Source organism: Bacillus cereus group sp. MG4 (assembly GCF_040460055.1).
Taxonomy (GTDB): domain Bacteria; phylum Bacillota; class Bacilli; order Bacillales; family Bacillaceae_G; genus Bacillus_A; species Bacillus_A wiedmannii.
The window spans coordinates 1,905,633-1,930,606 of the sequence record NZ_JARVGZ010000001.1 but is presented as its reverse complement, the minus strand read 5'-3'; the positions used below and the strand labels follow the sequence as shown (position 1 = coordinate 1,930,606).

Genomic DNA, 24,974 nt, shown 5'->3' with positions numbered 1-24,974 from the left:
TAGGCGAACCATGTGCCTTTTTTTTCTTACTATATAGTAGATATACATGAAGAGGTGAGGATTATGCCAACAACAAAAGGGCCGTTACATCCATCGGTTCAACAGTTTAAAGAGTTTGTAAACCATCACCCTAAAATGGTTCATGAGGTTAGAAGTGGTCACAAAACTTGGCAACAGTTTTATGAAGAATGGTACTTACTTGGTGAAGAAGATCCGATATGGGCAACTTTTAGGCCTGATGGAGCGCCAGCTTTTTCTTCGGTAAAAGAAAATAAACAAGAAAAAGAAAAAGATAATCGAACTGAAGAGGAAAAAACTGCTGATGTGATGGGACAAATGCTTTCTTTCTTTAAAAAGCTAGATGTGGAACAGATGCAACACCATTTAGCTAATGTGACGAGTGCTATTGGTAGTGTGCAACAAGTTTTTCAACAATTTCAAGGGAAGCCCGCGCGGCAAGAAGAAAGTACTTCCGAAAATAATCCATTTTTCTTTCAGAAGGATTAGGGGGAATGCGGATGAGAGCAGAAATTATGGAGTTTATAAAGGCTGATGAGGATTTATCTCGCTATATTAGGGAGCAACCGTACTGGTATAGAAAACTAACGCGAAACCCTGAAGAAAAAGAGGCATTTGAGTTAGCGGCTATGCAGCATTTCAAAAAAACGATACCAGATAAAGTTGAGAAATTTCAAAACCAATTGGCAGTTGCCTCCATTATGATCGATATGTTTCAGTATATGAAGCAGCAAAATACAACATAATTGGAAGGGAAAACTATGTCCGTCATGCAGAACTTTTGATACAATAGAAGCGGATTATTTAAAAAGGAGTTGCAGCATGAGCATGACGGAAATTTGTTTAGTACGACATGGACAAACTGATTGGAATTTTCAAGAGATTATTCAGGGACGTGAAGATATTCCACTTAATGAAGTGGGAAAGAAGCAAGCAAGTCAAAGTGCAGTTGCTTTGCAAGCGGAAGCATGGGATGTAATTATAAGTAGCCCATTAATTAGAGCGCACGAAACAGCTAAGGAAATTGCAGGGGCTGCAGGATTGCAATCGATTTTATTAGATGAGCGATTTGTTGAACGTAATTTTGGTGAAGCTTCTGGGAAGCCGGTTGCGACTGTTAGGGAGCTAATTGCAGAAGGTAAAGTAGAAGGTATGGAGCAAGATGACGAGATTGTAACTCGTTGCTTTGCTGCTATAAAAGATGTTGCAGAAACTCATTCTGGCAAACGTATTATCATTGTAGCTCATTCTCATGCGATAAAAGCAATTTTACATGCAATTGCACCGGAAGATATTTCGTTTAAGACACCATTAAAAAATGCATGTATTAGTTATGTGAAAGAAAATAGTGGGAAATGGGATGTTCTGAAATATAATATTGCGGAACATATTAATGTATAAGTATGTGCTGGGATTATACGGAAAATAGTTAGAGTGATATCTTTCTGTTTAGTGAGACACTTCAATTAGTAGTTCTATTCTAAATGTGGTATGATGAATACTCGGAGGTGTCTCTCATGATTGTAGCGACGCTGGAAAGCGTATTGATATTAGATAAGGCAGAGCAGCTTGCAAAAGCGATTATCTGTTCAGATATAGCAGAAGACTATCGTAAGTGTTATAAAGAATTGCATGAAGATATGGAAGTTCAGACGTTAATTCAGCAATTTACAGCGATGAAAGAACGATATGAAGAAGTGCAACGTTTCGGTAAATACCATCCTGATTATACTTTCGTTTCGACGAAAATGAGGGAGTTAAAGCGTTCTGTAGACTTACATGATAAGGTTGCAGCTTTTAAACGAGTAGAAACAGCTTTGCAAAAGTTGTTAGATGAAGTTAGTGTAGCAATCGGTTCTGAGGTGTCTTCTTCCATCAAAGTTCCAACAGGAAATCCATTTTTTGATGCTGGTGGCTGTGGTGGCGGTTGTGGTACCGGCGGAGGTTGTGGCTGTAAAACGGGGTAAATTACCCCGTTTTTTAGAAGATAGAAGAAAACGTATACAGAGTTTGTCCTGTAATGTCATAAATTTCTGATTGGTTTTCATAAAATATAAAATATATGTTTTTAAAAGGAGAAGATGGAGAAGATTATGTTCGGGCAACGACAAAGTATGATTGTTTATTTACATTCATTGAAACATGCCAAGATTTTAAGGAAATATGGTAACATACATTACATATCAAAACGCTTAAAATACGCAGTAGTATATTGTGATATGGAACAAATTGAGCATATGATGCAAAAGTTGAACAAACTTCCTTTTGTGAAGAAGATAGAACAGTCGTACCGCCCGTATTTAAAAACGGAATTTGAAAATTCACGTCCTGATCGGGCAAAAGAATACGATTATAGTTAATAGAAAAAATCCCCTGCTAATTTTAGTAGGGGATTTTTTTGCTTGAAATAACACTTTATTTCATTGGAGGAATGAAATTATTCATTCGTAAAATACCAATTAAATGATTGAAAAACAGTTCTTTTTCTGGGAAAGTTGTGGATGGTTTTACCGTAAAGGTAGTCACTTTTCTTCCTAGTTGTTCTGCCGTTTCTTCAAATAAAATGACGCGTTTACTTTTTTTATTTTCAAGTACAGGAATGCCTTCACGACATATGTATAATGGTTGGAAATCACCAGTAGTAGTTGGTTTTAATATTACAACAAGTGAGCACACTTTTTTTTCATTTTTAATCGTTTCAAATTGTAACATATGTGTTATACGTTCTTGATTTGCTTTGGCAATTTCAAGTAATTCATATAAATCAGAGTAGCCTTCTCCGAGTTCTATAAAGCGTTGAATCATATTTTTTCCTCCTCTTTCTTTTATTTACTGTACCATCTCACTTTTTAAATGAAAAGTAGACAAAGAAAAAAAACCCTGCAAAGCAGGGCCCTTCTTATACTAGCATGTACTAGTAAGAAGGCAAAGGGAGAGGAGAAACCGGAGGAAGAACTTATGGGGAAACGTAAGTCTTCTCCGCGGTTGGCAACAACATCGAAGGTGATGTTGTTATAATTATTTATGTCCAATCTAAATGAAGATATACATCATGAAATTAAATTTTATGTTTGGCTTTTTATTTTTCTTTTTTTTATTTTATGATAGGATAAAAAAGATAAAGTGAAACGAATATACATAATGGGTTCGTGTTAGCGCATGGTGAGATGAATACATAAAAATGCAGAGCGGTTATTTTAAGCTAAAGTTCTCCTATTGTTCGTTGAGAAATGAATGGAAAATTTCATGGAATAGTATAGTTTGGTAGCGGTTACCGAATGGAGAAAGGTTTTCTATAATTGCTCGATAGATTGAAATAAAGGTAGTGACAACAGATGAGAGTAGTTTCAGGAAAATGTAAAGGGCATCCACTAAAAGCGGTGCCAGGTAATACAACACGTCCAACGACAGATAAAGTAAAAGAATCAATCTTTAATATGATAGGTCCTTATTTTGATGGTGGTATCGCTCTTGATTTATTTGGCGGTAGTGGTGGTCTTGGAATCGAGGCTATAAGTAGAGGGATTGATAAAGCAATTTTTGTTGATCGAGATAATAAAGCGATAAAAGTAATTCATCAAAATTTAGAAAGCTGTCGAATACAGGAACAAGCTGAAGTATATCGAAATGATGCAGAACGTGCGGTAAAGGCTCTTATAAAACGTGAAATATCATTCGATCTTATATTAATTGATCCTCCATATAAAGATCAAAAAATTGTATCTTTAATTAGTGTGATGGATCAACATGGATTGCTACATAGAGATGGATTAATTATGTCAGAGCATGGTAATGATGTAGTTTTACCTAATTCTATAGGGAGTCTTGTAAAAGTAAGAGCTGAAAATTATGGGATTACAGCAATATCGATTTATAAGTATGAAGGTGAGGGGACGGAATGACTAGTATAGCTATTTCTTCGGGAAGTTTTGATCCAATTACCCTTGGGCATCTGGATATTATTAAAAGGGGAGCAAAAGTATTTGATGAGGTATACGTAGTAGTTTTAAACAACTCGTCAAAAAAACCGTTCTTTTCAGTTGAAGAGCGCTTAGATTTAATTCGAGAAGCAACAAAGGATATCCCGAATGTAAAAGTAGATTCACATAGTGGACTACTAGTGGAGTATGCGAAAATGCGTAATGCAAACGCGATTTTGCGTGGGTTACGAGCGGTTTCTGATTTTGAATATGAGATGCAAATTACTTCTATGAATCGAAAATTAGATGAAAATATTGAAACCTTTTTTATTATGACAAATAACCAATATTCATTTTTAAGCTCGAGCATTGTAAAAGAAGTTGCGAGATATGGAGGAAGCGTAGTAGATCTTGTACCTCCTGTTGTAGAACGTGCTTTAAAAGAAAAGTTTCAAACCCCGTTAAAGTGAACGGGGTTTTTCTTTGTTGCTACGAAAAAATAATAAGATAACATATACATATAAACAAAATAAAGTAAAGATTGGTCCATAGTGTACAAAAGATGTCCAAATTTCTTGCAGTATAGAAGAATGATTCGATAAAAATACGGGGATATCTTTTTGCATAGGTGAAAAAGAGCTTACTTTTTCATAAAATGGTTTCCAAAATATAAAAGTAAAAATAGGAGCCAGAATACTTTGGATAATTCGTGCGAAAAAATAGGGCTTAAATCGGATGTCTGTTTCAGCTAATATGCTAGCAACTTGTGCCTGAATAGAAAGGCCGCTAAACGCTAAAATAAAGCTTGTTACCATAGCTTGCTGCAGGAGGGGTGTTTCATTTATTTGACTAATCATTTGGCTACCGAGTGTCATTTCAAAAATGCCTGATAAGATTGGAATACTAAATTCTGTAGTTAGTTGGAAGAATGATAAAATATGTTGCATAATAAAAGAAAGTGCTGCTGTAATATGAAATACAGTAATCATTTTATTTAAAACAGAGAATAAAATAATAAATCCACCAATCATAAGTAACGTTTGAATAGAAGAAACGATAGCGTCCCCAAGTAATTTTCCTAATGGTCTTTTTTCTTGCATGCGCGTCTCGTGTAGGACTGAAAAAGGGTTTTGAAAAGGACGTTTTTTAGTAGGATGTTGATCCTTCGTGGAAATATTGTTATTGCCGTAAAAACGCATCAATAACCCGACGGCAAAGTTACTTAAATAATGTGCAGCAGCTAATACGATTCCTAATTTCGGATTATTGAAAAAACCGATAGAAACAGCTCCAAAAATAAAAAGTGGATTAGATGAGTTTGTAAAAGATACGAGGCGTTCTGCTTCGATTTGTGTTAGCTGATTACTTTTACGTAGTCTAGCGCTTAATTTGGCGCCAGCAGGGAATCCTGAAGCCATTCCCATTGCCCAAACAAATCCGCCTATCCCTGGAACGCGAAAAAGTGGTCGCATGAGTGGTTCTAATATAACACCTATAAATTTTACAACACCAATACTAATTAGAAGTTCCGCAATGATGAAAAACGGTAAAAGTGAAGGGAATACAACTTCCCACCATATATTTAACCCTCGAATGGAAGCTTGCAAAGCAGCTTGGGGGTGAAGTACAAGAGAAAAGGTTAAAAACAGTGTTGATATGGTAAGAAAAGCCGTTTTCCATTTTTCATACATGTAAGTAAATCCCCCTTTGTCCCAAAAAACGTTCATTTCAGTATACGTGGATACGTAGTGCATTTAGACCATAAGTATGAAAAAGGAATGAAAAAAATTAAAGGGTGAGAAAAATGAAAGAACCGAAAATTGGTTTAGCTCTTGGATCTGGGGGCGCAAAAGGGTTTGCGCATATTGGTGTTATAAAAGTTTTAAGAGAAAATGGTATACCGATTCATATGATTGCAGGAAGTAGTATGGGGGCTTTAGTAGGTACGTTTTATGCAGCTAGCTCAAACGTTGAAAGGTTGTATAAACTGGCAAATGTTTTTAAGAGGAAATATTATTTAGATTTTACAGTTCCGAAAATGGGATTTATTGCTGGAAAACGTGTCAAAGATATGATTAAAATGTTTACATATAATAAAAATTTAGAAGAGTTAGATATCCCGACGGCTGTTGTGGCTACTGACATCTTGAAGGGGGAAAAAGTAGTTTTTACAAGTGGTCCTGTTGCAGAGGCTGTGAGAGCTAGCATATCTGTACCTGGAGTGTTTGTACCAGAAAAAATAGATGGACGATTATTGGTGGATGGCGGAGTGATTGATCGCATTCCAGTATCGGTTGTGAAAGAGTTAGGTGCCGATATTGTTATTGCTGTTGATGTATCACCGATTAAAGTGAATGGAGAGGTTACGTCTATTTATGATGTAATTATGCAGAGTATTGAAATTATGCAACATGAGCTGGTGATGAATCGACAAATTGCATCGGATTTAATGATGCGACCAGCTGTAGAACAATTTAGTTCACGTGCTTTTACAAACATTGAAGACATTATTCGAGTTGGAGAAGTAGAGGCGGAAAAACATGTTGCAAATATTTATTTATTAATTGAGCAGTGGAAGGAGAAACATAATGTTTAAGCGTTTTCGGTTTATATATGCAATTTTAATAGGGGTTATATTGGCGATGTTACTTGTTTACGTACGTTTACCGTATTATGTAACAAAACCAGGAATGGCGGCCAAATTAGAGCCTTACGTTCAAGTTGAAGGTGGAACGAAAGAATCCGGTGATTTTATGCTTGTTACGGTTTCAATGGGACCAGCAAATGTGGTGAATTTAATAGCAGCACAGTTTAATAAATATACACATATTTCGAAAGCGGAAGAAATATTGCAAAAAGGTGAGAGTGATGAAGAATATCAATTTCGCCAAAATTATGCGATGAAAGATTCGCAAAATGCAGCAATCTATAATGCGTATAAACGTGCAAACCGTACTGTTTCTTTTGAAAATAAAGGTGTATTGGTTGCAGGAGTAGCGAAAGGGATGCCGTCAGAAGGAAAGCTTAAGCTTGGAGATGTCATCATAGCTGTCGACGGAAAAACATTTGAAAAGACGGAGCAATTTATTGAATATATGACAGGGAAAAAAGAAGGGGAAGCAGTAAATATTGAGTACAAGAGAAATGGAAAACAGTTAAAAGAAAATTTAAATGTAAAGACCATTCCGAATGGAAATGGGCGTGTTGGTATAGGGGTTTCTATCGTTACTGAAAGAGAATTAGTGGTAGATCCGAAAGTGAAAATTGATTCTCATGAAATAGGCGGACCATCGGCAGGCCTAATGTTTACATTAGAAATATATAATCAACTTGTGGAAGATGATTTAACAAGAGGGCATGAAATAGCTGGAACAGGGACGATAAATGAAAAGGGAGAAATTGGCCCGATTGGTGGTATTCAGCAAAAAGTGGTTGCTGCAAGTGATGCTGGTGCTGAAGTGTTCTTTGCGCCAAATGAAAAAGGTGCGGAGAAATCGAATTATAAAGATGCGCTTGCGGCTGCGAAAGATATTAAAACAAAAATGAAAGTTGTACCAGTTGATACGCTGGATGATGCATTGCTGTATTTGGAAAAAATGGGCGAGAAAAAATAAACCTCTCTGAAAAAGAGAGGTTTTTTTATAGAAATTTTGCAGTTGTTTCATCATAACGAATTGGATGGTGTGTTGCATCTTGTTTTAGTAGTTGTGTTCGTAATGGTTCTTGCATGATGGAGAAATATACAGAATTGGCTTTTCGCTCTATATGTAAAGTAGGATGGTCAAATGTTTTTGTATGGGTAAGGATAGGAAGTTCTATTTTTTTCTTGTTTTTTGAAAGGTAAGTTTGTCCTTTTTGTGACATGCCTAGTAGACGAATGTACGGTGCATGCTGCTCTATATTTGCGCTATGTATTTCTTCTTTTGTTGTATTTGTTAAAATGTGTGTACAAGCTCTTTGTAATCTAGTCCATGTATAACGCTTCGTTTTTAATGCTTCCATGAATGAATGGAAGGAGGAACTGTTTTGTATTTTTGATAAAATACGATGCTCTAAACCTTCTTCTATTTCATATATATGTCGTAAGTCTTCTGGAGACATCGTCATGAGTTTGTATTTGAAAAATGAAAAGTATTGTTCCCAATTATGTAATATCCCGTAGTTTTGTTTGTAACTTGCTAAAAGAGAAGCAGTCGCTTTTGGGATAAAAGGCTCAATTTCTGTAAAAGAACTATTTTCGCTAAAAAGTTGTTTACGAATACTAGTTGCGCTTGCAATATGTTGGTCGCTAAATGTTTCATCATGATAATGAGATGCGAATCTTTTTATCGTTTGTGCTTGCATAGAACTATTTTGTAAGAAAATTGATTTCATGTATTGGAATCCTAATATGTTATTCGGTTGTGACATGTCTATGTTTTTTTCGGATGGTAAAATGTGTAGGAAGGCTTCAGATGTAGCTTTTGCGTAACTGTTACCTGCATTCATAAATTGCTTTACAAGATGATTAAAAGTATCTTCTTCATTTTTTTGCACAGAGATGGTGTTATGAAAATTTTCAATCTGCCCATCTTCACTACCGAAACAAATTTCAGAAACACGCAGGGCGTTTAAAATAGAAATAGCGCCATTTGCAAAGGTTTCAGCCTTTTGTGTTGAGAAGGCGTATGGAAGCTCTACAACAAGGTCTATACCGCATGATAAGGCCATTTTGGTACGATACCATTTGGATATGAGTGCTGGCTCACCACGCTGTAAAAAAGGGCCACTCATAACAGCGATTGTAATATCGGCGTGTGTTAACTTTTTTGTTTGTTGCACATGATAATCATGACCGTTATGAAAAGGGTTATATTCAACAACAATACCACTAGCTTTTATGGTAATCTCTCCTTTCGATGTAGCATCTTTTTCAAAAACGTGATACTCTATATATTATTTACTATGATGACTTCATTATAGTGTAAAGAAAAAACATTGACAAATATAAAATGGCTAGCTATAATTTTGTTTGTTGCCTTGAGGTGATATGATATGAAATGGTCCATCCATCAATTGAATAAATTGAGAAATAAAGGATTGACATTGGATGAGATGGTAGATGTAAGTGAGCTACAAGAGGTCGAGAAAGATATTCGTGAAATTAATCCTGCTCATGTAACAGGAAGAGTTGATTTTGGCTCCGGTAAGTTTACGTTCCATCTACATATAACTGGAAGCATGGTTTTACCATGTTCTCGCTCTTTAGTAGATGTGACATTACCATTTGACATTAAAACAACTGAGGTGTTCCAAACTTCACAAGAAGAATTTGAAACTGAAGCTGAAATTCATTGTTTAGAAGGAGAAGTACTTGACTTACTGCCCGTAATCAAGGAAAATATACTTTTGGAGATTCCAATGCAAATTTTCAGTGATGATGTTTCTGGTGGAGCACCGATGCAAGGTCAAGACTGGCAAGTGATTTCGGAAGAAAACAAAGAAAAGACTGTTGATCCACGATTAGCAGGACTTGCAAAGTTTTTTGACAAATAATCGGAAGACTGGTTTAGGCCTTCATATGAAAATAACTATTTCTTTTAAGGAGGTGGGAAGAATGGCTGTACCTTTTAGAAGAACTTCTAAAACAGTAAAAAGAAAGCGTCGTACGCATTTCAAATTATCAGTACCTGGTATGGTAGAGTGCCCAAGCTGTGGTGAAGCGAAATTAGCTCACCGTGTATGTAAAGCATGCGGTACTTACAAAGGTAAAGAAGTAATCAGCAAGTAATTGCGGGAAAATAAACGTAGAAGATATCTTCTGCGTTTATTTTTTTTGTCTTATTCTTTATTTGTTGTATTCTATCTTTTCTAGTAACTGCATATGCTTAATAAAAAATGCATAGGGAGGACTAGAGAGATGGCGACAACAAGACAAGATGCTTGGACTGATGATGAAGATTTGCTTCTGGCAGAAGTAGTACTCCGGCATATTCAAGAAGGTGGAACGCAATTATCTGCCTTTAAAGAAGTGGGAAGACATTTATCTCGTACACCAGCAGCATGTGGCTTTAGATGGAATTCTTACGTTAGAAAACAATACAAAGAACGTATTGAAGAAGCGAAGCAACTGCGTAAAGTAGAAAATTATGAAGTAAAAGAGACAAAGGTAGTAGAGCCTACGTCAATTACATTGAATGATGTTATTGATTTCTTGCAAAATTATAAAGATGAAAACTCTTTAATGGTGTTGCAACAGCAAATTGAATCGTTACAAACAGAGAGAGAGAGTCTTTTGGAGCGATTATCAGTATATGAGGAAGAGTATAGAACATTGCTTGATTATATCGATCAAAAAAGAAGTGTAATGGTAGCGGAAAGAAATAGCGCTCGTTCGAATGGGAAATTAGAAAAGTTAAAGAAATAAAAAAACAGCTGCTATGTAGCTGTTTTTTTATTTCTTATGCAGACTCTTCGTTTGTAACCGTATTCAAATTTGTTTCTGGGTTCCAAACATAAAAATCACCATCAGGTACTGATACAGGCCGGAAATTTAATTTATCCCAAAAACCAGCTGAATGGATACGTGCGATCGTTTTAATTGGGAACTGTAGCCCCTTCGCATAATTTACAAGCATTTCTCCGAATCCTTGTTTTTGGAAAGTTGGTAACACTTCAAGTTTATAGAGTTCTAGGTAAGTACCTGTAATTTCGAATGGTTCCCCGCCGTGCCTTTTCATATACAGACTCATACGTGCAATTAGTGATCCGCCATAATAAATACCGTAAAATGGAGATTCACTATCGTTTTCAATAATGTTTGCCTGTAATTCTTCTAACATGGATAATTCTTGAGCTCCGCAACCTTTAAATTTTTTAAATTCGTCTAATGTTTTATAATTGATGAGCAAGCGCTCAACTTTTGGGAATCCCATAACATCACATCCTTTTCTTGTCTCGTTGAATGCAGAAAAGTAAAAATATTTATAATAATATTATAACTCATTTTTTTATTTTTATGAAGAAGATAGTATATTTCTTTTATTATTTTTTTGAGGATTTGCTAAACTAAGAGTAGAAGCATATTAATAGGTAGTATATACATATTGAAAGTAGAGGTTGCATTTGTTTGTTAAAGAGCAATGAAATTGTAAACTATGTTGATGGAATTGAGAAAGGTAAAGTGAAACTGTAATCGGTGGGATCTGTTCACCTTTAGTTAATTATGATTCCGCACCAATCAGGCGTTTGCGGGATAAAAAGGGGGAGGGAAAGGGACTTGTGTAACGTATTTATATGAGTTCCTTGTGTGAAAATGAAAATCGGAGTTGTGGGACCAGGAGCTATCGGTCTGTTATATGCATTTTATTTACAAAAAAGTAATCAAGATGTTACGTTGTTTACAAGGACAGCTAAACAGGCTGAGGAATTGAATAGAACGGGTGTAACTTGTATGAGGGAGGAAAAACGTGAAACCGTATTCCCACCTGTTTTACCAATAGAAAGTATGCTAGACCAGAAGCTAGACTATATATTTATTGCTGTTAAGCAATATCATATAACTGACATACTACCTTTTGTGCGAGGGGAATCCTCATTAATCTTTTTGCAAAACGGAATGTCGCACCTTCATGCTATGCAGCAAATAAGGAATAAAAATATTGCGGTTGGGATTGTAGAGCATGGTGCAAAAAAAGAAGAAAGACATATCGTTTATCATACGGGGATAGGTGTAACGAAGTTTGGAATCGTGCACGGCCAGTCTATACATTTTGAAAAAATATTTAATTGCTTTCCATCTCCTCATTTTCCGATTCAAATAGAAGATGATTGGAAGGATGTCATGCACAAAAAATTAGTAGTTAATGTATGTATCAATCCATTGACAGCATTATTACAAGTCCAGAACGGAGAGTTGATTACGAACCCGTTTTTTAATCGATTGATGGAGCAAGTATTTCAGGAAGTCGTTTTTCTTGTTAAAGAAGAAAAAGAAATGGTATGGAAAATGGTACGTCACGTATGTGAAAGAACGTCTCATAATACATCATCTATGCTGGCAGATGTAAGGGCGAATAGACAAACGGAAATTGGTGCGATTGTTGGATATGTATTAGAGGAAGCTAAGAAACAGCAACGATCCGTTCCGACACTTCAATTTTTGTTCGATGCAATAAAAGGATTAGAAGTAAAAGAATAAGTGTAATTCTTTGCTTTTACGTGCAACATTGACTACAATGTGGATTGGTGAGAGAACAGGATACGAAAGGAAGAATTATATGGAGATAAAAGAAATCTCTGTTCCGCAACAAGGTGTTGTAGCGGACTATATGAACGGTAAAAAAGAGATACAGTCGTGTTTTGACTATATGTTAACAGAAGATGCTTTTAAACAGCGTGTACATGATTTGCGTGAGAGGGAGTTTTTCCGCCAAGATTTAGTAGCGCATTTATTAGAATATAATACAAAATTACAAGCGGGAGAAGCTACGATTCAAAATGTAAAAGCGCTTGGAGAAGAAAATACATATGTTGTTATAGCTGGACAACAAGCTGGGTTATTAACTGGACCACTTTATACAATTCATAAAATCATTTCAGTTTTACAGCTTGCGAGGGAAAAGGAAGAAAGTTTAGGTGTTAAAGTCGTTCCTGTTTTCTGGATTGCTGGTGAAGACCATGATATGGATGAAATTAATCATACTTTTGTAACGAAGAATAAAAAAATAAAAAAGACTATTTTTCATGATCGTAATCCGAAAAAGGCGAGTGCTTCAGAGTCCGAGCTTTCTTTGGAAGACTGTAGAAAGTGGATTGAAGAAATTTTCAAAACATACCCTGAAACGAATTTTACAAAGGATGTACTGCAATTTATTGATGATTCTTTGGGGGAATCGAATACGTATGTAGATTTCTTTGCCCATCTTATTATGAAAATGTTCGTTAATTCTGGTTTAATTCTTGTTGATTCACATCATCCTGAATTAAGAAAATTAGAAGTGCCGTTTTTTAAGCGAATTATAGGTAAGTATAAAGAAGTGCAAGAGGGGCTTCATAACCAACAGGAAATAATTAAAGAATTAGGATATAAACCGATTATTGAAACAAAGTATAATGCAGTACATATATTCATGGAAATTGATAATGAGCGAGTATTACTTGAAGACGATCAAGGGAAGTTTGTAGGGAAGGATGGAGCGTATTCCTTTTCATATGAGGAATTGATGGAAGAGATGGAAAGAAGTCCGGAACGTTTTAGTAATAATGTTGTAACGCGCCCTCTTATGCAAGAGTATCTATTTCCTACGCTCGCGTTTATTGGAGGACCAGGGGAATTAGCTTACTGGAGTGAATTGCAACAAGTTTTCCATACGATTGGTTTCCAAATGCCGCCTGTCGTTCCGCGTATTACAATCACTTATGTAGAGAGGGATATAGCGACAGATTTATACGATTTGCAATTGCAAGACAGTGATCCGTTTTTAAATAACGTAGATAAGTTGCGTGAAAACTGGTTATCTAATCAAATAGAGGAACCGATAGATGATCGATTTGTAGAGGCGAAAAAAGAAATAATTGATATCCATACGTCATTACAACAGTTTGTGAAGAAAATAGATCCTGGATTAAGTGCGTTTGCAGGGAAAAATGAATTCAAAATTAATGAACAAATTGAACTGTTGGAAAGAATGTTGAAAAGAAATGTTGAGAAAAAACATGAAGTACAGCTAAATAAATTCCGTCGCATACAATTTGCACTTCGTCCATTAGGGGCGCCGCAAGAGCGTGTGTGGAATGTATGTTACTATTTAAATCAGTTCGGTTTGGATTTCGTTGATCGTGTAATGGAAAAACCGTTTTCTTGGGACGGAAAACATCATGTTATAAAACTATAGAATCTTGCTCTTAGGAGCAGGATTTTATTTTTGTTCTGTTGAATTTACTGTGAAGTGAAATTTTTCTGAATTATTAATTTTAAAAAAGTGAATATCGTAATTATGCAGGATACTTAAATATATGACAAAATAGCACAAAATGTAAACGTATTATCATCTTTTTCGACAGTTTTTTATTTAAATTCCCGCAAAAGATGATAAAATTTAGTATATAATAAAAGAAAATAGCGATTTGTATAGTATGCTGCCTTTGTAGGCAAGTTAAATGAGTCGTTCTTTCATAGTATTTCGTTCTCTAATCGTGAAATATGCGTTTGGAGGAGGAGATGCATTCAACATAATTAATTGGAAAAAGAGTAGGTGCAACAATGTTTAAACACGTAACAGTGCTTTTGAAGGAAACAGTAGACGGCTTAGATATAAAGCCAGATGGTACATATGTAGATTGTACACTGGGGGGAGGAGGACATAGTTCTTATTTATTATCCCAATTAACTGAAGGCGGAAGATTAATCGCGTTTGATCAAGATGAGATAGCGATTCAAAATGCGAAAGAAAAATTCTCTTCATACGGTGAGCAGTTCATAACAGTAAAGAGTAATTTCCGTTATTTATCTGAAAAACTACAGGAATTAGGTATAACAGAAGTAGACGGTATTTTATTTGATTTAGGTGTTTCATCCCCACAATTAGATACACCAGAGCGTGGCTTTAGTTATCATCATGATGCACCGTTAGATATGCGTATGGATCAAGATGCCCCATTAACAGCATATGATGTTGTAAATAGCTGGTCATATGAACAACTTGTAAGAATTTTCTTCCAGTATGGTGAAGAGAAATTTTCAAAACAAATAGTAAGGAAAATTGAGGCGTATCGTGAGAATAAAGCTATTGAAACGACAGGAGAATTAGTAGAACTAATTAAAGAGGGTATTCCAGCTCCTGCTCGTAGAACGGGTGGACATCCTGCGAAGCGAGTGTTCCAAGCAATCCGTATTGCTGTAAATGATGAATTGAAAGTATTTGAAGAAGCGTTGGAATCTGCAATTGACATGGTCAAGCCAGGTGGAAGAGTTAGTGTTATAACATTCCATTCTTTAGAAGACCGTATTTGTAAAACGACGTTTAAGCGAAATAGTACAACGCCACAATTGCCACCAGGATTACCAATTATTCCTGATGAATTTAAGCCGAAATTAAAACTTATTACAAGAAAACCGATTTTACCTTCTGATATAGAGTTAGAAGAAAATAATCGAGCGCGTTCTGCGAAATTGAGAATCGCTGAAAAACGATAAAAAGGGGAGAGAGGTATGAGTAACTTAGCTGTAAAGTACAAACAACAAGCGCAAGAAGAGATACAGATTCAAACGCCCCCACAGCAGATGGTTCAGCCAAAAGCTAAAGCGAAGATTACAAGAATCGAAAAACTGTTGTATGTAGCATTTATTGGCTTTTTATTGTATGCCTGTGTAGCGTTTATTGGAAATAAAGCAGGCCTTTATCAAGTTAATGTAGAAGCAGCGACGATAGAACAAAAAATTGTACAGCAGCAAAAAGAAAATCAAGAGTTACAGGCTGAAGTAGAGAAGTTAAGTCGCTATGAACGAATCGCTGAAGTTGCAAAAAAACACGGGCTAGAAATTAATGCGAATAATGTGAAGGGCCTCAAATAAGGCAATAGGTGTGAAGGGAAAATGAAGAGAAATATGACTAAATTTCATACCAATAAGGGAGCAGGGTATTTTATGATTTTATTCCTCCTGCTCTTTTTGCTATTGTTAGCCCGATTTTTTTACATACAAGCAACAGGAACTGTTCATAATCAAGATTTGGATAAACTTGCTCAGCAAAAACATAGTAAAAAAGGAGTTCTAGAAGCAAATCGCGGGACGATTTATGATCAAAACGGTCATGTACTAGCGCAAGATGCAAACTCTTATAAACTTGTAGCGGAATTAAAAGGTGCGAATTATGTTGAAAATAAAGAGGATACTGCAAAGAAAATTGCGGGAGTACTCGGAAAAGATGAAGAGAAGATTTTAGCCACGTTAAATAAAAAAGATAAAAGTCAAGTCGAATTTGGAACACTAGGTAAAGATTTGACGAAAGAACAGAAGGAACAAATAGAAGCATTGAAATTGCCAGGCATATCTTTTATTACTGAAAATGCAAGAGTGTATCCGAACGGTGATTTTGCATCTTACGTTATAGGTCATGCTAAACCGAATGAAGAGGGGACTTCGGTAGGGCAATTTGGTTTAGAAAAAAGTTTAGAAAAATATTTAAGTGCTTCTAACGGCAAAGTAGCTTATACAGGCGATCGTAAAGGAGTGTCTCTTGACGGTGGAAAAGTGAACGTAGAGGCACCTAAAAACGGAGATAACGCGTATTTAACGATAGATCAACGTATTCAAAGTTATTTAGAAGATGCGATGAAAGCTGCAAGTAAGCATTACGACCCAGAAAGTTTAATAGGGATTGTTGCGGATCCAAAAACAGGGAAAATATTAGCGATGTCTAGTAAACCTAGTTATGATCCAAATGATCGTCAAATTAAATATTTCTTCAATGATGCAATTGCAAATGCATTTGAACCTGGATCAACAATGAAAATTTTCACGTTAGCAGCAGCTATTAATGAAGGTGTGTATAAAGGACAAGATTATTATCAGTCTGGTACATATCAAGTCGGGAACCGAAAAATAAAAGATCATAACGGCGGCGCTGGATGGGGATCTATCACATTTGATGAAGGGGTAGAGCGTTCTTCCAACGTAGCGTTTGCAATTTTAGGGGATCAAAAACTTGGTCCCGAACGTTTCCGAAAGTATATTCATAGTTTTGGATTAGATGAAAAAACGAATATTGATTTACCTGGTGAAGGTTCAAATGCAATTGTATTTGATCAACAAATACAGCAAGTAACAACAGCTTTTGGACAAGGTTCTACTGTAACGCCAATTCAGCTTGTGCAAGCTGCAACTGCTATTGCAAATGATGGGAAAATGATGAAGCCTTATACAATTGATAAAATTGTAGATCCAATAACAGGCGAAGTAAAATTAGAACATAAGCCAGAGGAAGTGGGAAAACCTGTTACGAAAGAAACAGCAGCGCAAGTAAGACAGTTATTAGAACGTGTTGTTACATCGCCGAAAGGAACAGGAACTGCTTATAAAGTTGATGGGTATTCAGTTGGTGGTAAAACAGGGACAGCGCAAATTCCGGATGGAAAAGGTGGCTATATGACGGGAAGAGAGAATTATATATTCTCATTCTTAGGGATGGCACCTATGGACGATCCACAACTTGTTGTGTATGTAGCTGTAAAACAGCCGAAATTGAAAGATGATGAGAATGGCGCACAGCCTTTAGCTGATATTTTTAAATATGTAACTAAAAATAGTTTAGAGTATTTAAAGATTAAGCCAAATGAAATAAAAGACCCGAAAAAATATGTGAAAGAACAACAAACTGTCGTTCCGGATGTAACAGGGAAAACGATGGAAGAAGCGAAAAAAGCAATCGATAAAGCAAAACTTCGTCCGATCGTATTAGGTGAAGGGAAAGTGCAGCAGCAAGTGCCAAAAGCAACTGAGCAAACATTAAAAGGTGACCGAGTCTTCTTAGTAGGAGATAAACCTACAATGCCAAATATACAAGGCTGGGCACTGCGTGATGTTATGAATTTAGCGAAAACATTAAAGCTTAACCTAAAACCTACTGGTACCGGATATGTAACTGAACAAAGTGTGGCAGAAGGAACATTGTTACAACCTGGTACAGAGTTAGGTGTAACACTTGTACCGCCACTTGAACCACAACAAGAAGCAGAAAAATAGTAATGGTAAAGAGAAGAAGTTCTAATTAAATAAGTACAAGCATATATTGGAACAAGCTAGGCGTAAGGGAGGCTTGTTCCAATATGCGTGTATCAAATGTAACAGTTAGAAAAAGACTTATTTTTATACTCATATCAGGTATACTTATTTTCACTATCATCGATATTCGTCTTGGATATGTGCAATTTTTTCTTGGCAATATGTTAACGGATCGTGCGAAAGATTCATGGAGTCGTAATATTACTTTTGAACCTGAACGTGGGAAGATTTTAGACCGGAATGGTGTGGAACTTGCTACGAATAAAAGTGCCCCAACTGTCTTTGTTGTACCGAGGCAAATTGAAAAACCAGCAGAGACTGCAGAGAAGTTAGCTGCAGTATTAGGTGTGGAAAAAGATGAGGTTTATAAGCGAATTACAAAAAAAGAATCGATTGTAAGGTTAGATAAAGGTGGAAGAAAAATATCACATGATAAAGCGAAAGAGGTACGAGGATTAAGCTTGAAAGGTGTTTATATCGCAGAGGACTCTATCCGGTACTATCCATTTGGCAACTTTTTATCACACGTATTAGGGTTTGCAGGTAGTGATAACCAAGGTCTTATGGGACTGGAAAAATATTATGATAAAGAGTTAAATGGTGATGAAGGTCATGTGCGTTTTTTTGCAGATGCAAAAGGCCAAAGGATGCCTAATGTTGGCGATGATTTCAAAAAACCAGAAGCTGGTTTGAATTTAGGTTTAACAATTGATGCACGTATTAATAGAATTATGGAAAGAGAAATGAATATTGCAGAGTCGACATATAATCCAGATGGTATGATTGCGATTGCAATGAATCCGAAAAATGGTGAAATTTTAGGTATGTCGAGTCGACCGAGCTTTGATCCAGCAGATTTTCAAAGTGTTTCTCCAGAAGTGTATAATAGAAATTTACCAGTATGGAGTACGTATGAGCCTGGTTCAACATTTAAGATCATTACGTTAGCAGCAGCCTTGAATGAAAATTTAGTAGACTTAGAGAAAGATACGTTTTATGATGATGGAGCAGCTGAAGTGGGTGGAGCTAGATTGAAATGCTGGAAAGCGGGAGGCCATGGTAGCCAAACGTTTTTAGAAGTAGTTCAAAACTCATGTAACCCAGGATTTATTGAACTTGGTGATCGTCTTGGTAAAGACCGATTGTTTAAATACATTCGTAATTTCGGCTTTGGACAGAAAACTGGAATTGATTTGCAAGGTGAAGGTAGTGGGATTTTATTTAATTTAGATAAAGTCGGTCCAGTCGAGCAAGCAACTACTTCATTTGGTCAAGGAGTTTCTGTAACACCAATTCAACAAGTAGCAGCAGTAGCAGCGGCTGTAAATGGTGGGACATTGTATCAACCGTATATAGCTAAGGAATTTATTGATCCGAAAAATAATCAAGTTGTAAGTAAAAAGACACCTGTGGAAAAAAGAAAAGTTATTTCCAAGGAAACTTCAGAAAAAGTTCGGTATGCATTAGAGAATGTTGTAGCAAAGGGATCTGGTAAAGGTGCTTTCATTGATGGGTATCGTGTAGGTGGAAAAACAGGTACGGCTCAAAAGGTGAAAGATGGTAAATATTTAGAGAATAATTATATAGTATCTTTTATCGGTTTTGCTCCAGCAGATGATCCGGAAATTGTTGTCTATGTTGCTGTTGATAATCCGAAAGGTGTAACGCAATTTGGTGGAGTAGTAGCAGCTCCAATTGTTGGGAATATTCTTCGGGATGCACTTCCTGTTATGGGAGTGAAACCGAGAAAAGAACAAGTTGAGAGAGAATATAAATGGGGCGATACACCAACTGTGGAAGTTCCGAATTTAATTGGTATGAAAAAGAAAGACTTACAGACACAACTCGTCGATTTGAAGCTTGATATAAGTGGAGACGGAGAGAAAGTAATTAAACAATCCCCAGAAGCAGGAGCTAAAGTGAAAGAAGGCTCAAAAATTAGAATTTACTTCGGGAATTAAAGGTAACCTAGTACGTTTTATGGTACAATTGGTGGAAGTGAGTTCTTTATAGAAGAGTTACTTAATTTGAGGCTGTAAGAGCCCCAATTATAAATAAGTCTATTTATTAGACACAGTAGCACTTACCTCCTATTTTACATATTTAGGAGGTAACGTGTCGCTTATTAAAAAAGAGATAAATACACAATGTAGAGAGGGTTTAGTGAAATGAAGTTGCATACACTTTTATCATGTTTGCATGATTTTCCAGTTGTTCCAAAAGAAAATCCAGAAATCACATCTATAGAAGCTGATTCACGTAAAGTGAAAGAGGGAAGCTTATTTGTATGTATGAAAGGATATACGGTTGATAGCCATGATTTTGCTAAGCAAGCAGCGGCACAAGGAGCGGCTGCTATTGTTGCGGAAAGACCAATTGATGTTGACGTTCCAGTTGTACTTGTGAAAAACACTTTTCGTTCGTTAGCGGTTTTAGCTGATTATTTTTATGGTCAACCAACACACAAGTTACATTTAATCGGAATTACAGGTACAAATGGAAAGACAACAACATCGCATATTATGGATGAGATTATGCGCGCACATGGTCATAAAACGGGGCTAATTGGAACGATTAATATGAAAATCGGTGATGAAACATTTGAGGTGAAAAATACAACACCAGATGCACTAACACTTCAACAGACGTTTTTAAAAATGGTTGAGCACGGTGTAGATAGTACAGTAATGGAAGTTTCGTCACATGCTTTAGATCTTGGTCGTGTACACGGATGTGATTACGATGTAGCAGTGTTTACAAATTTAACACAAGATCATTTAGACTATCATAAAACGATGGAAGAATATAAACATGCAAAAGGGTTGCTATTTGCACAACTTGGCAATAGTTATAACCATGATCGTGAAAAGTACGCAGTACTGAATAACGATGATGCTGTAACTGCGGAATATATGAGAAGTACTGCGGCAACTGTTGTAACGTATGGAATTGATACAACAAGTGATATTATGGCCAAAGATATCGTTATGACGAGTGGTGGAACTACATTTACGCTTGTAACACCGTATGAAAGTGTAAATGTTACGATGAAATTGATTGGGAAATTTAATGTATATAACGTACTAGCGGCAACAGCGGCAGGACTTGTTTCTGGTGTAAGTTTAGAAACGGTTATTGATGTAATAAAGCAACTAGCTGGAGTTCCAGGACGTTTTGAAGTAGTTGATGGTGGACAAAATTATACAGTTATTGTTGATTATGCACATACACCAGATAGCTTAGAGAATGTATTAAAAACAGCAAAACAGTTTGCAAAAGGCGATGTATATTGCATCGTCGGTTGTGGTGGAGATAGAGATCGAACAAAGAGACCAATCATGGCAAGTGTTGCAACAAAATATGCAACTCATGCAATTTACACTTCAGATAATCCAAGAAGTGAAGAGCCAGGGGCTATTTTAGATGATATGGTGCAGGGTGCAAATGGGAATAATTATGAAGTAATTATTGATAGAAAAGAAGCGATATACCATGCAATTGCTAACGCGAAAGCTGAAGATATCATCATTATTGCTGGTAAGGGTCATGAAACGTATCAAATTATTGGTAAAGACGTTCATCATTTTGACGATCGTGAAGTCGCTAAAGAAGCAATTACAGAGCGTTTAAACAACGAAGAGTAACAACGTGAGAGGAGGACTACATGTGCTTGAGCAAGGTTTATTAGTAACGGCTGGGGTAGCATTCTTAATTTCTGTTGCCCTTTCGCCATTGTTTATTCCATTTTTAAGGAAATTAAAGTTCGGACAGAGTATTCGTGATGAGGGACCAAAGTCACATCAAAAAAAATCAGGGACACCTACAATGGGTGGTATTGTCATATATGTATCTATGATGGTAACTTCACTTATTATGGCGATTAAGTTTAATCATTTAGGTGCAGAGGTTTCGTTATTATTATTAGTGACATTTGGCTACGGATTAATTGGATTTTTAGATGACTACATAAAGGTAGTTAAGAAGAGAAATCTTGGTTTAACATCAAAACAAAAATTAGTAGGTCAGCTTGTTATTGCTATTGCGTTCTTTTTAATTGGAAAAGGGCAAGCGTTCCACACATACATCATGATTCCGGGAACAGATGTTAAGTTTGAACTAGGTTGGGCGTATTTTGTACTTGTATTATTTATGCTTATTGGTGGATCAAATGCAGTTAACTTAACTGACGGTTTAGATGGTTTATTATCAGGAACAGCTGCTATTGCATTTGGAGCTTTTAGTATTATTGCAGTAGCGCAAGAGCAATTTGGAGTAGCGATATTCTGTATGGCAGTTGTAGGAGCTGTACTTGGATTTTTAGTATTCAATGCAAATCCAGCGAAAGTGTTTATGGGAGATACAGGTTCCTTAGCTTTAGGTGGAGCCATTGCAGCTGTAGCGATTTTATTAAAACAAGAATTACTACTTGTAATCATTGGTGGAGTATTCGTAATGGAAACTTTATCTGTTATTATTCAGGTCATTTCTTTTAAAACAACAGGAAAACGTGTCTTTAAAATGAGTCCATTACACCATCATTATGAATTATGTGGTTGGTCAGAGTGGCGTGTTGTTGTGACATTTTGGTCTGTAGGATTTTTATTAGCTGTGTTAGGAATTTATATCGGGGTGTGGATGTAATTGAAAACTGTAACTGAATTTCAAAATAAAAATATTCTTGTATTAGGCATTGCAAAAAGTGGTTATGCAGCAGCTACGCTGTTACAAAAATTAGGGGCAAATGTAATTGTAAATGACGGAAAGCCTTTAGCGGATAATGTACTTGCTGCAGAATTACAAGCAAAAGGAATGGACGTTGTATGCGGTGGTCATCCTTTAGAATTGTTAGAGAGAAATATTTCTCTTGTAGTAAAAAATCCAGGAATCCCGTATTCTAATCCAATATTAGTTGCTGCGAAAGAGAAGCAAATTCCAATTGTTACGGAAGTTGAATTAGCATATCGTATTTCAGAAGCGCCATTTGTTGGGATTACGGGGTCTAACGGTAAAACGACGACGACAATGCTTGCATTTGAAATGCTAAAAGAAGGACAAAAGCATCCTGTAATTGCAGGGAACATAGGAACTGTAGCGTGTGAAGTAGCACAGGATGCAAAAGAAAATGAAGTTGTAGTTACAGAACTTTCATCGTTCCAACTGATGGGAGTAGAATTGTTCCAACCTAAAATTGCTGCGTTTTTAAATTTATTTGAGGCCCACTTAGATTATCACGGGACAAAGAAGGAATATGGTTTAGCAAAAGCAAATATTTTTAAAAACCAAACAGAAAATGATTATAGTGTAATAAATGCAGATGATGCAGATGTGATGGCTTTATCTGCTTATAGTAAAGGGCAAAAAGTACTATTCTCGACAACGAAAGAAATTGAAGATGGTGCGTGTATAAAAGAGAATGCTCTTTGTTTTAAAGGTGAAAAAGTTGTTGAAGTAGGCGATATCGTTTTACCTGGTCAACATAATTTAGAAAATATTTTAGCAGCGATGAGTATCGCAAAATTATTAGGTGTTTCTAATGAAGCGATTACGGCGGTATTAAAACGTTTTACAGGTGTAAAACATCGTTTAGAATATGTAACAACTATTAACAATCGTAAGGTTTATAATGATTCAAAAGCAACGAATATGTTAGCGACTGAGAAAGCTTTATCTGCGTTTACACAACCGATTGTGTTATTAGCAGGTGGGCTTGATCGTGGAAATGAATTCGATGATTTAATTCCGTATTTCAAAAATGTAAAAGCAATTGTGACATTTGGACAAACAGCTCCAAAATTAGTAAGAGCTGCAGAAAAAGCGGGATTAGATACAATTGAAAGTGTCGATACTTTAGATGAAGCGGTAGTGAAAGCTTATGCTCATTCTACAGATGGCGATGTAATTCTTCTTTCTCCAGCATGTGCAAGCTGGGATCAATTTAAAACATTTGAAGAAAGAGGAGACATTTTTATACAAGCTGTGCATAAACTTATATAAAGTAAATCAAAACATCAGTAGGCTAACACCTACTGATGTTTTGTTACATAGGGCAAAAGTTTCTGCCTAAAGAGGTGGTGTTTATGGGTAATGAAGAAAACGCCTGATTTTATTCTCATCATCGTTACACTTGCGTTGTTAACAATCGGAATGGTTATGGTGTATAGTGCGAGTGCGGTTTGGGCCTCTTATAAAATGGGGGACTCATTCTTTTTTGCAAAAAGGCAATTGCTATTTGCAAGTATTGGTGTAGTGGCAATGTTTTTAATTATGAAAATTGATTATTGGGTGTGGCGTACGTATTCAAAAGTAATTTTGCTAGTTTGCTTCATTCTTCTTATTCTTGTTCTTGTTCCTGGGGTAGGACTTGTTCGAGGAGGAGCGCGAAGTTGGATTGGAATCGGGGCATTTTCCATTCAACCGTCAGAATTTATGAAGTTTGCGATGATTATTTTTTTAGCAAAATTTTTAGCGGAACGACAAAAATTAATTACCTCTTTTAAACGTGGTTTACTACCAGCTCTTAGTTTTGTATTTCTTGCTTTTGGGATGATTATGTTACAGCCAGATCTTGGCACAGGAACGGTAATGGTTGGGACATGTATTATTATGATATTTATCTCGGGAGCAAGGGTCTTTCACTTTGCAATGTTTGGTTTGCTTGGTGTAGCAGGATTTGTAGGGCTAATTGCATCAGCACCGTATCGAATGAAACGTATTACATCATATTTAGATCCGTGGTCAGATCCGCTTGGAAGTGGATTTCAAATTATTCAATCGTTACTCGCAATTGGACCTGGTGGATTATTCGGGCTTGGACTTGGACAAAGTAGACAAAAGTTTCTTTATTTACCTGAACCGCAAACAGACTTTATATTTGCAATCTTATCCGAGGAATTAGGTTTTATTGGTGGTTCATTTGTGTTATTATTATTTAGTCTATTATTATGGCGTGGGATTCGTATAGCTTTAGGAGCGCCAGATTTATATGGTACGTTTTTAGCAGTAGGTATTGTGGCGATGATTGCGATTCAAGTAATGATTAATGTTGGTGTTGTAACAGGATTGATGCCTGTAACAGGTATTACTTTGCCGTTTTTAAGTTATGGTGGATCAAGTTTGACATTAATGTTAATGGCAGTAGGTGTATTATTAAATATAAGTCGCCATTCTCGCTACTAAACCCTGTTTTATAAGACAGGGTTTTTCGTATGTGCGCGAAGAAACATGATGTATATAGAAAATAAATACGACTGAAATAAGAAAAGAGAAGCGGAGGA

General features: G+C 36.1%; 26 protein-coding genes. 22 read left to right on the top strand and 4 right to left on the bottom strand.

Annotated features, from left to right (window positions below):
* Positions 1-63: 63 nt before the first annotated feature.
* The 5 genes from ylbD to QCI41_RS10010 all read left to right on the top strand — a co-directional run bounded on the left by ylbD (position 64) and on the right by QCI41_RS10010 (position 2,378).
* Complete coding sequence (gene ylbD, locus QCI41_RS10030) at positions 64-507, top strand: YlbD family protein (RefSeq protein ID WP_001143336.1); 444 nt, start codon at positions 64-66, stop codon at positions 505-507.
* Positions 508-518: 11 nt separating this feature from the next.
* Positions 519-764 (top strand): YlbE-like family protein, encoded by a 246-nt coding sequence (locus QCI41_RS10025; protein WP_001200991.1) that lies wholly within the window; start codon positions 519-521, stop codon positions 762-764.
* An 82-nt stretch (positions 765-846) separates the two neighbouring features.
* Entirely contained in the window at positions 847-1,419 is a 573-nt protein-coding gene (locus QCI41_RS10020) for a histidine phosphatase family protein (RefSeq protein WP_002008391.1), read from the top strand.
* A gap of 116 nt (positions 1,420-1,535) precedes the next feature.
* On the top strand, positions 1,536-1,985 hold the full coding sequence (locus QCI41_RS10015; protein ID WP_000634355.1) for a YlbF/YmcA family competence regulator: 450 nt from the start codon (positions 1,536-1,538) through the stop codon (positions 1,983-1,985).
* Positions 1,986-2,111: 126 nt separating this feature from the next.
* The gene (locus QCI41_RS10010) at positions 2,112-2,378 is read left to right on the top strand and encodes a YlbG family protein (protein WP_002080814.1); all 267 of its coding nucleotides are present in this window, start codon (positions 2,112-2,114) and stop codon (positions 2,376-2,378) included.
* A 55-nt stretch (positions 2,379-2,433) separates the two neighbouring features.
* On the opposite strand, the gene QCI41_RS10005 is transcribed toward QCI41_RS10010, so the two are convergent.
* Positions 2,434-2,823, bottom strand: a complete 390-nt coding sequence (locus tag QCI41_RS10005; RefSeq protein ID WP_000616012.1) for a DUF7147 family protein — start codon at positions 2,821-2,823, stop codon at positions 2,434-2,436.
* 530 nt (positions 2,824-3,353) lie between these two features.
* Between QCI41_RS10005 and rsmD the strand changes: the two genes are divergently transcribed.
* Together rsmD and coaD are read left to right on the top strand one after the other, a co-directional pair.
* A complete protein-coding gene (gene rsmD / locus QCI41_RS10000; protein ID WP_353837541.1) occupies positions 3,354-3,920 on the top strand; it encodes a 16S rRNA (guanine(966)-N(2))-methyltransferase RsmD in 567 nt (188 codons plus the stop codon).
* Positions 3,917-4,408 (top strand): pantetheine-phosphate adenylyltransferase, encoded by a 492-nt coding sequence (coaD, locus tag QCI41_RS09995; protein ID WP_000200598.1) that lies wholly within the window; start codon positions 3,917-3,919, stop codon positions 4,406-4,408. The genes rsmD and coaD overlap by 4 nt, the downstream gene beginning before the upstream one ends.
* Here the strand turns inward: coaD and ylbJ are convergent.
* Positions 4,400-5,629, bottom strand: coding sequence for a sporulation integral membrane protein YlbJ (ylbJ, locus tag QCI41_RS09990; RefSeq protein ID WP_000273093.1), 1,230 nt, complete (start codon positions 5,627-5,629; stop codon positions 4,400-4,402). The two genes, coaD and ylbJ, sit on opposite strands and share 9 nt — an antisense overlap.
* Positions 5,630-5,742: 113 nt before the next feature.
* Between ylbJ and QCI41_RS09985 the strand changes: the two genes are divergently transcribed.
* Positions 5,743-6,534 (top strand): patatin-like phospholipase family protein, encoded by a 792-nt coding sequence (locus QCI41_RS09985; protein ID WP_000662602.1) that lies wholly within the window; start codon positions 5,743-5,745, stop codon positions 6,532-6,534.
* The gene (locus QCI41_RS09980; protein WP_172553626.1) at positions 6,527-7,552 is read left to right on the top strand and encodes a SepM family pheromone-processing serine protease; all 1,026 of its coding nucleotides are present in this window, start codon (positions 6,527-6,529) and stop codon (positions 7,550-7,552) included. The genes QCI41_RS09985 and QCI41_RS09980 overlap by 8 nt, the downstream gene beginning before the upstream one ends.
* A gap of 25 nt (positions 7,553-7,577) precedes the next feature.
* Here QCI41_RS09980 and QCI41_RS09975 read toward each other — a convergent pair whose 3' ends face one another.
* On the bottom strand, positions 7,578-8,819 hold the full coding sequence (locus QCI41_RS09975; protein WP_353838848.1) for a nucleotidyltransferase: 1,242 nt from the start codon (positions 8,817-8,819) through the stop codon (positions 7,578-7,580).
* A 153-nt stretch (positions 8,820-8,972) separates the two neighbouring features.
* Between QCI41_RS09975 and QCI41_RS09970 the strand changes: the two genes are divergently transcribed.
* From QCI41_RS09970 to QCI41_RS09960, 3 genes are all read left to right on the top strand, one after another.
* Entirely contained in the window at positions 8,973-9,473 is a 501-nt protein-coding gene (locus QCI41_RS09970) for a YceD family protein (protein WP_000872150.1), read from the top strand.
* Positions 9,474-9,534: 61 nt separating this feature from the next.
* Positions 9,535-9,708 (top strand): 50S ribosomal protein L32, encoded by a 174-nt coding sequence (gene rpmF, locus QCI41_RS09965; RefSeq protein WP_001984764.1) that lies wholly within the window; start codon positions 9,535-9,537, stop codon positions 9,706-9,708.
* Positions 9,709-9,837: 129 nt separating this feature from the next.
* Positions 9,838-10,344 (top strand): RsfA family transcriptional regulator, encoded by a 507-nt coding sequence (locus QCI41_RS09960; protein WP_060488408.1) that lies wholly within the window; start codon positions 9,838-9,840, stop codon positions 10,342-10,344.
* Positions 10,345-10,378: 34 nt separating this feature from the next.
* On the opposite strand, the gene QCI41_RS09955 is transcribed toward QCI41_RS09960, so the two are convergent.
* On the bottom strand, positions 10,379-10,852 hold the full coding sequence (locus QCI41_RS09955; RefSeq protein ID WP_353837542.1) for an N-acetyltransferase: 474 nt from the start codon (positions 10,850-10,852) through the stop codon (positions 10,379-10,381).
* A 374-nt stretch (positions 10,853-11,226) separates the two neighbouring features.
* On the opposite strand from QCI41_RS09955, the gene panE reads away from it, so the two are divergent.
* The 10 genes from panE to spoVE all read left to right on the top strand — a co-directional run bounded on the left by panE (position 11,227) and on the right by spoVE (position 24,876).
* Positions 11,227-12,117, top strand: coding sequence for a 2-dehydropantoate 2-reductase (panE, locus tag QCI41_RS09950; RefSeq protein ID WP_353837543.1), 891 nt, complete (start codon positions 11,227-11,229; stop codon positions 12,115-12,117).
* Between the two features lie 79 nt (positions 12,118-12,196).
* Positions 12,197-13,813 carry a bacillithiol biosynthesis cysteine-adding enzyme BshC gene (bshC, locus tag QCI41_RS09945; RefSeq protein ID WP_353837544.1) on the top strand — a complete coding sequence of 539 codons (1,617 nt, stop codon included), beginning with the start codon at positions 12,197-12,199 and terminating at the stop codon, positions 13,811-13,813.
* 368 nt (positions 13,814-14,181) lie between these two features.
* Positions 14,182-15,114, top strand: a complete 933-nt coding sequence (gene rsmH / locus QCI41_RS09940; RefSeq protein WP_000472509.1) for a 16S rRNA (cytosine(1402)-N(4))-methyltransferase RsmH — start codon at positions 14,182-14,184, stop codon at positions 15,112-15,114.
* Positions 15,115-15,129: 15 nt separating this feature from the next.
* Entirely contained in the window at positions 15,130-15,492 is a 363-nt protein-coding gene (ftsL, locus tag QCI41_RS09935) for a cell division protein FtsL (protein WP_000067079.1), read from the top strand.
* 21 nt (positions 15,493-15,513) lie between these two features.
* Positions 15,514-17,661, top strand: a complete 2,148-nt coding sequence (locus QCI41_RS09930; protein WP_483299054.1) for a penicillin-binding protein — start codon at positions 15,514-15,516, stop codon at positions 17,659-17,661.
* Between the two features lie 83 nt (positions 17,662-17,744).
* Positions 17,745-19,661, top strand: coding sequence for a stage V sporulation protein D (locus QCI41_RS09925; RefSeq protein ID WP_001266244.1), 1,917 nt, complete (start codon positions 17,745-17,747; stop codon positions 19,659-19,661).
* Positions 19,662-19,868: 207 nt separating this feature from the next.
* The gene (gene murE, locus QCI41_RS09920; RefSeq protein WP_000766286.1) at positions 19,869-21,344 is read left to right on the top strand and encodes a UDP-N-acetylmuramoyl-L-alanyl-D-glutamate--2,6-diaminopimelate ligase; all 1,476 of its coding nucleotides are present in this window, start codon (positions 19,869-19,871) and stop codon (positions 21,342-21,344) included.
* 22 nt (positions 21,345-21,366) lie between these two features.
* Positions 21,367-22,341 carry a phospho-N-acetylmuramoyl-pentapeptide-transferase gene (gene mraY, locus QCI41_RS09915; RefSeq protein ID WP_000893058.1) on the top strand — a complete coding sequence of 325 codons (975 nt, stop codon included), beginning with the start codon at positions 21,367-21,369 and terminating at the stop codon, positions 22,339-22,341.
* Positions 22,342-23,694, top strand: a complete 1,353-nt coding sequence (gene murD, locus QCI41_RS09910; RefSeq protein ID WP_097857831.1) for a UDP-N-acetylmuramoyl-L-alanine--D-glutamate ligase — start codon at positions 22,342-22,344, stop codon at positions 23,692-23,694.
* Between the two features lie 90 nt (positions 23,695-23,784).
* Entirely contained in the window at positions 23,785-24,876 is a 1,092-nt protein-coding gene (gene spoVE / locus QCI41_RS09905) for a stage V sporulation protein E (protein ID WP_000753517.1), read from the top strand.
* Positions 24,877-24,974: the final 98 nt, after the last annotated feature.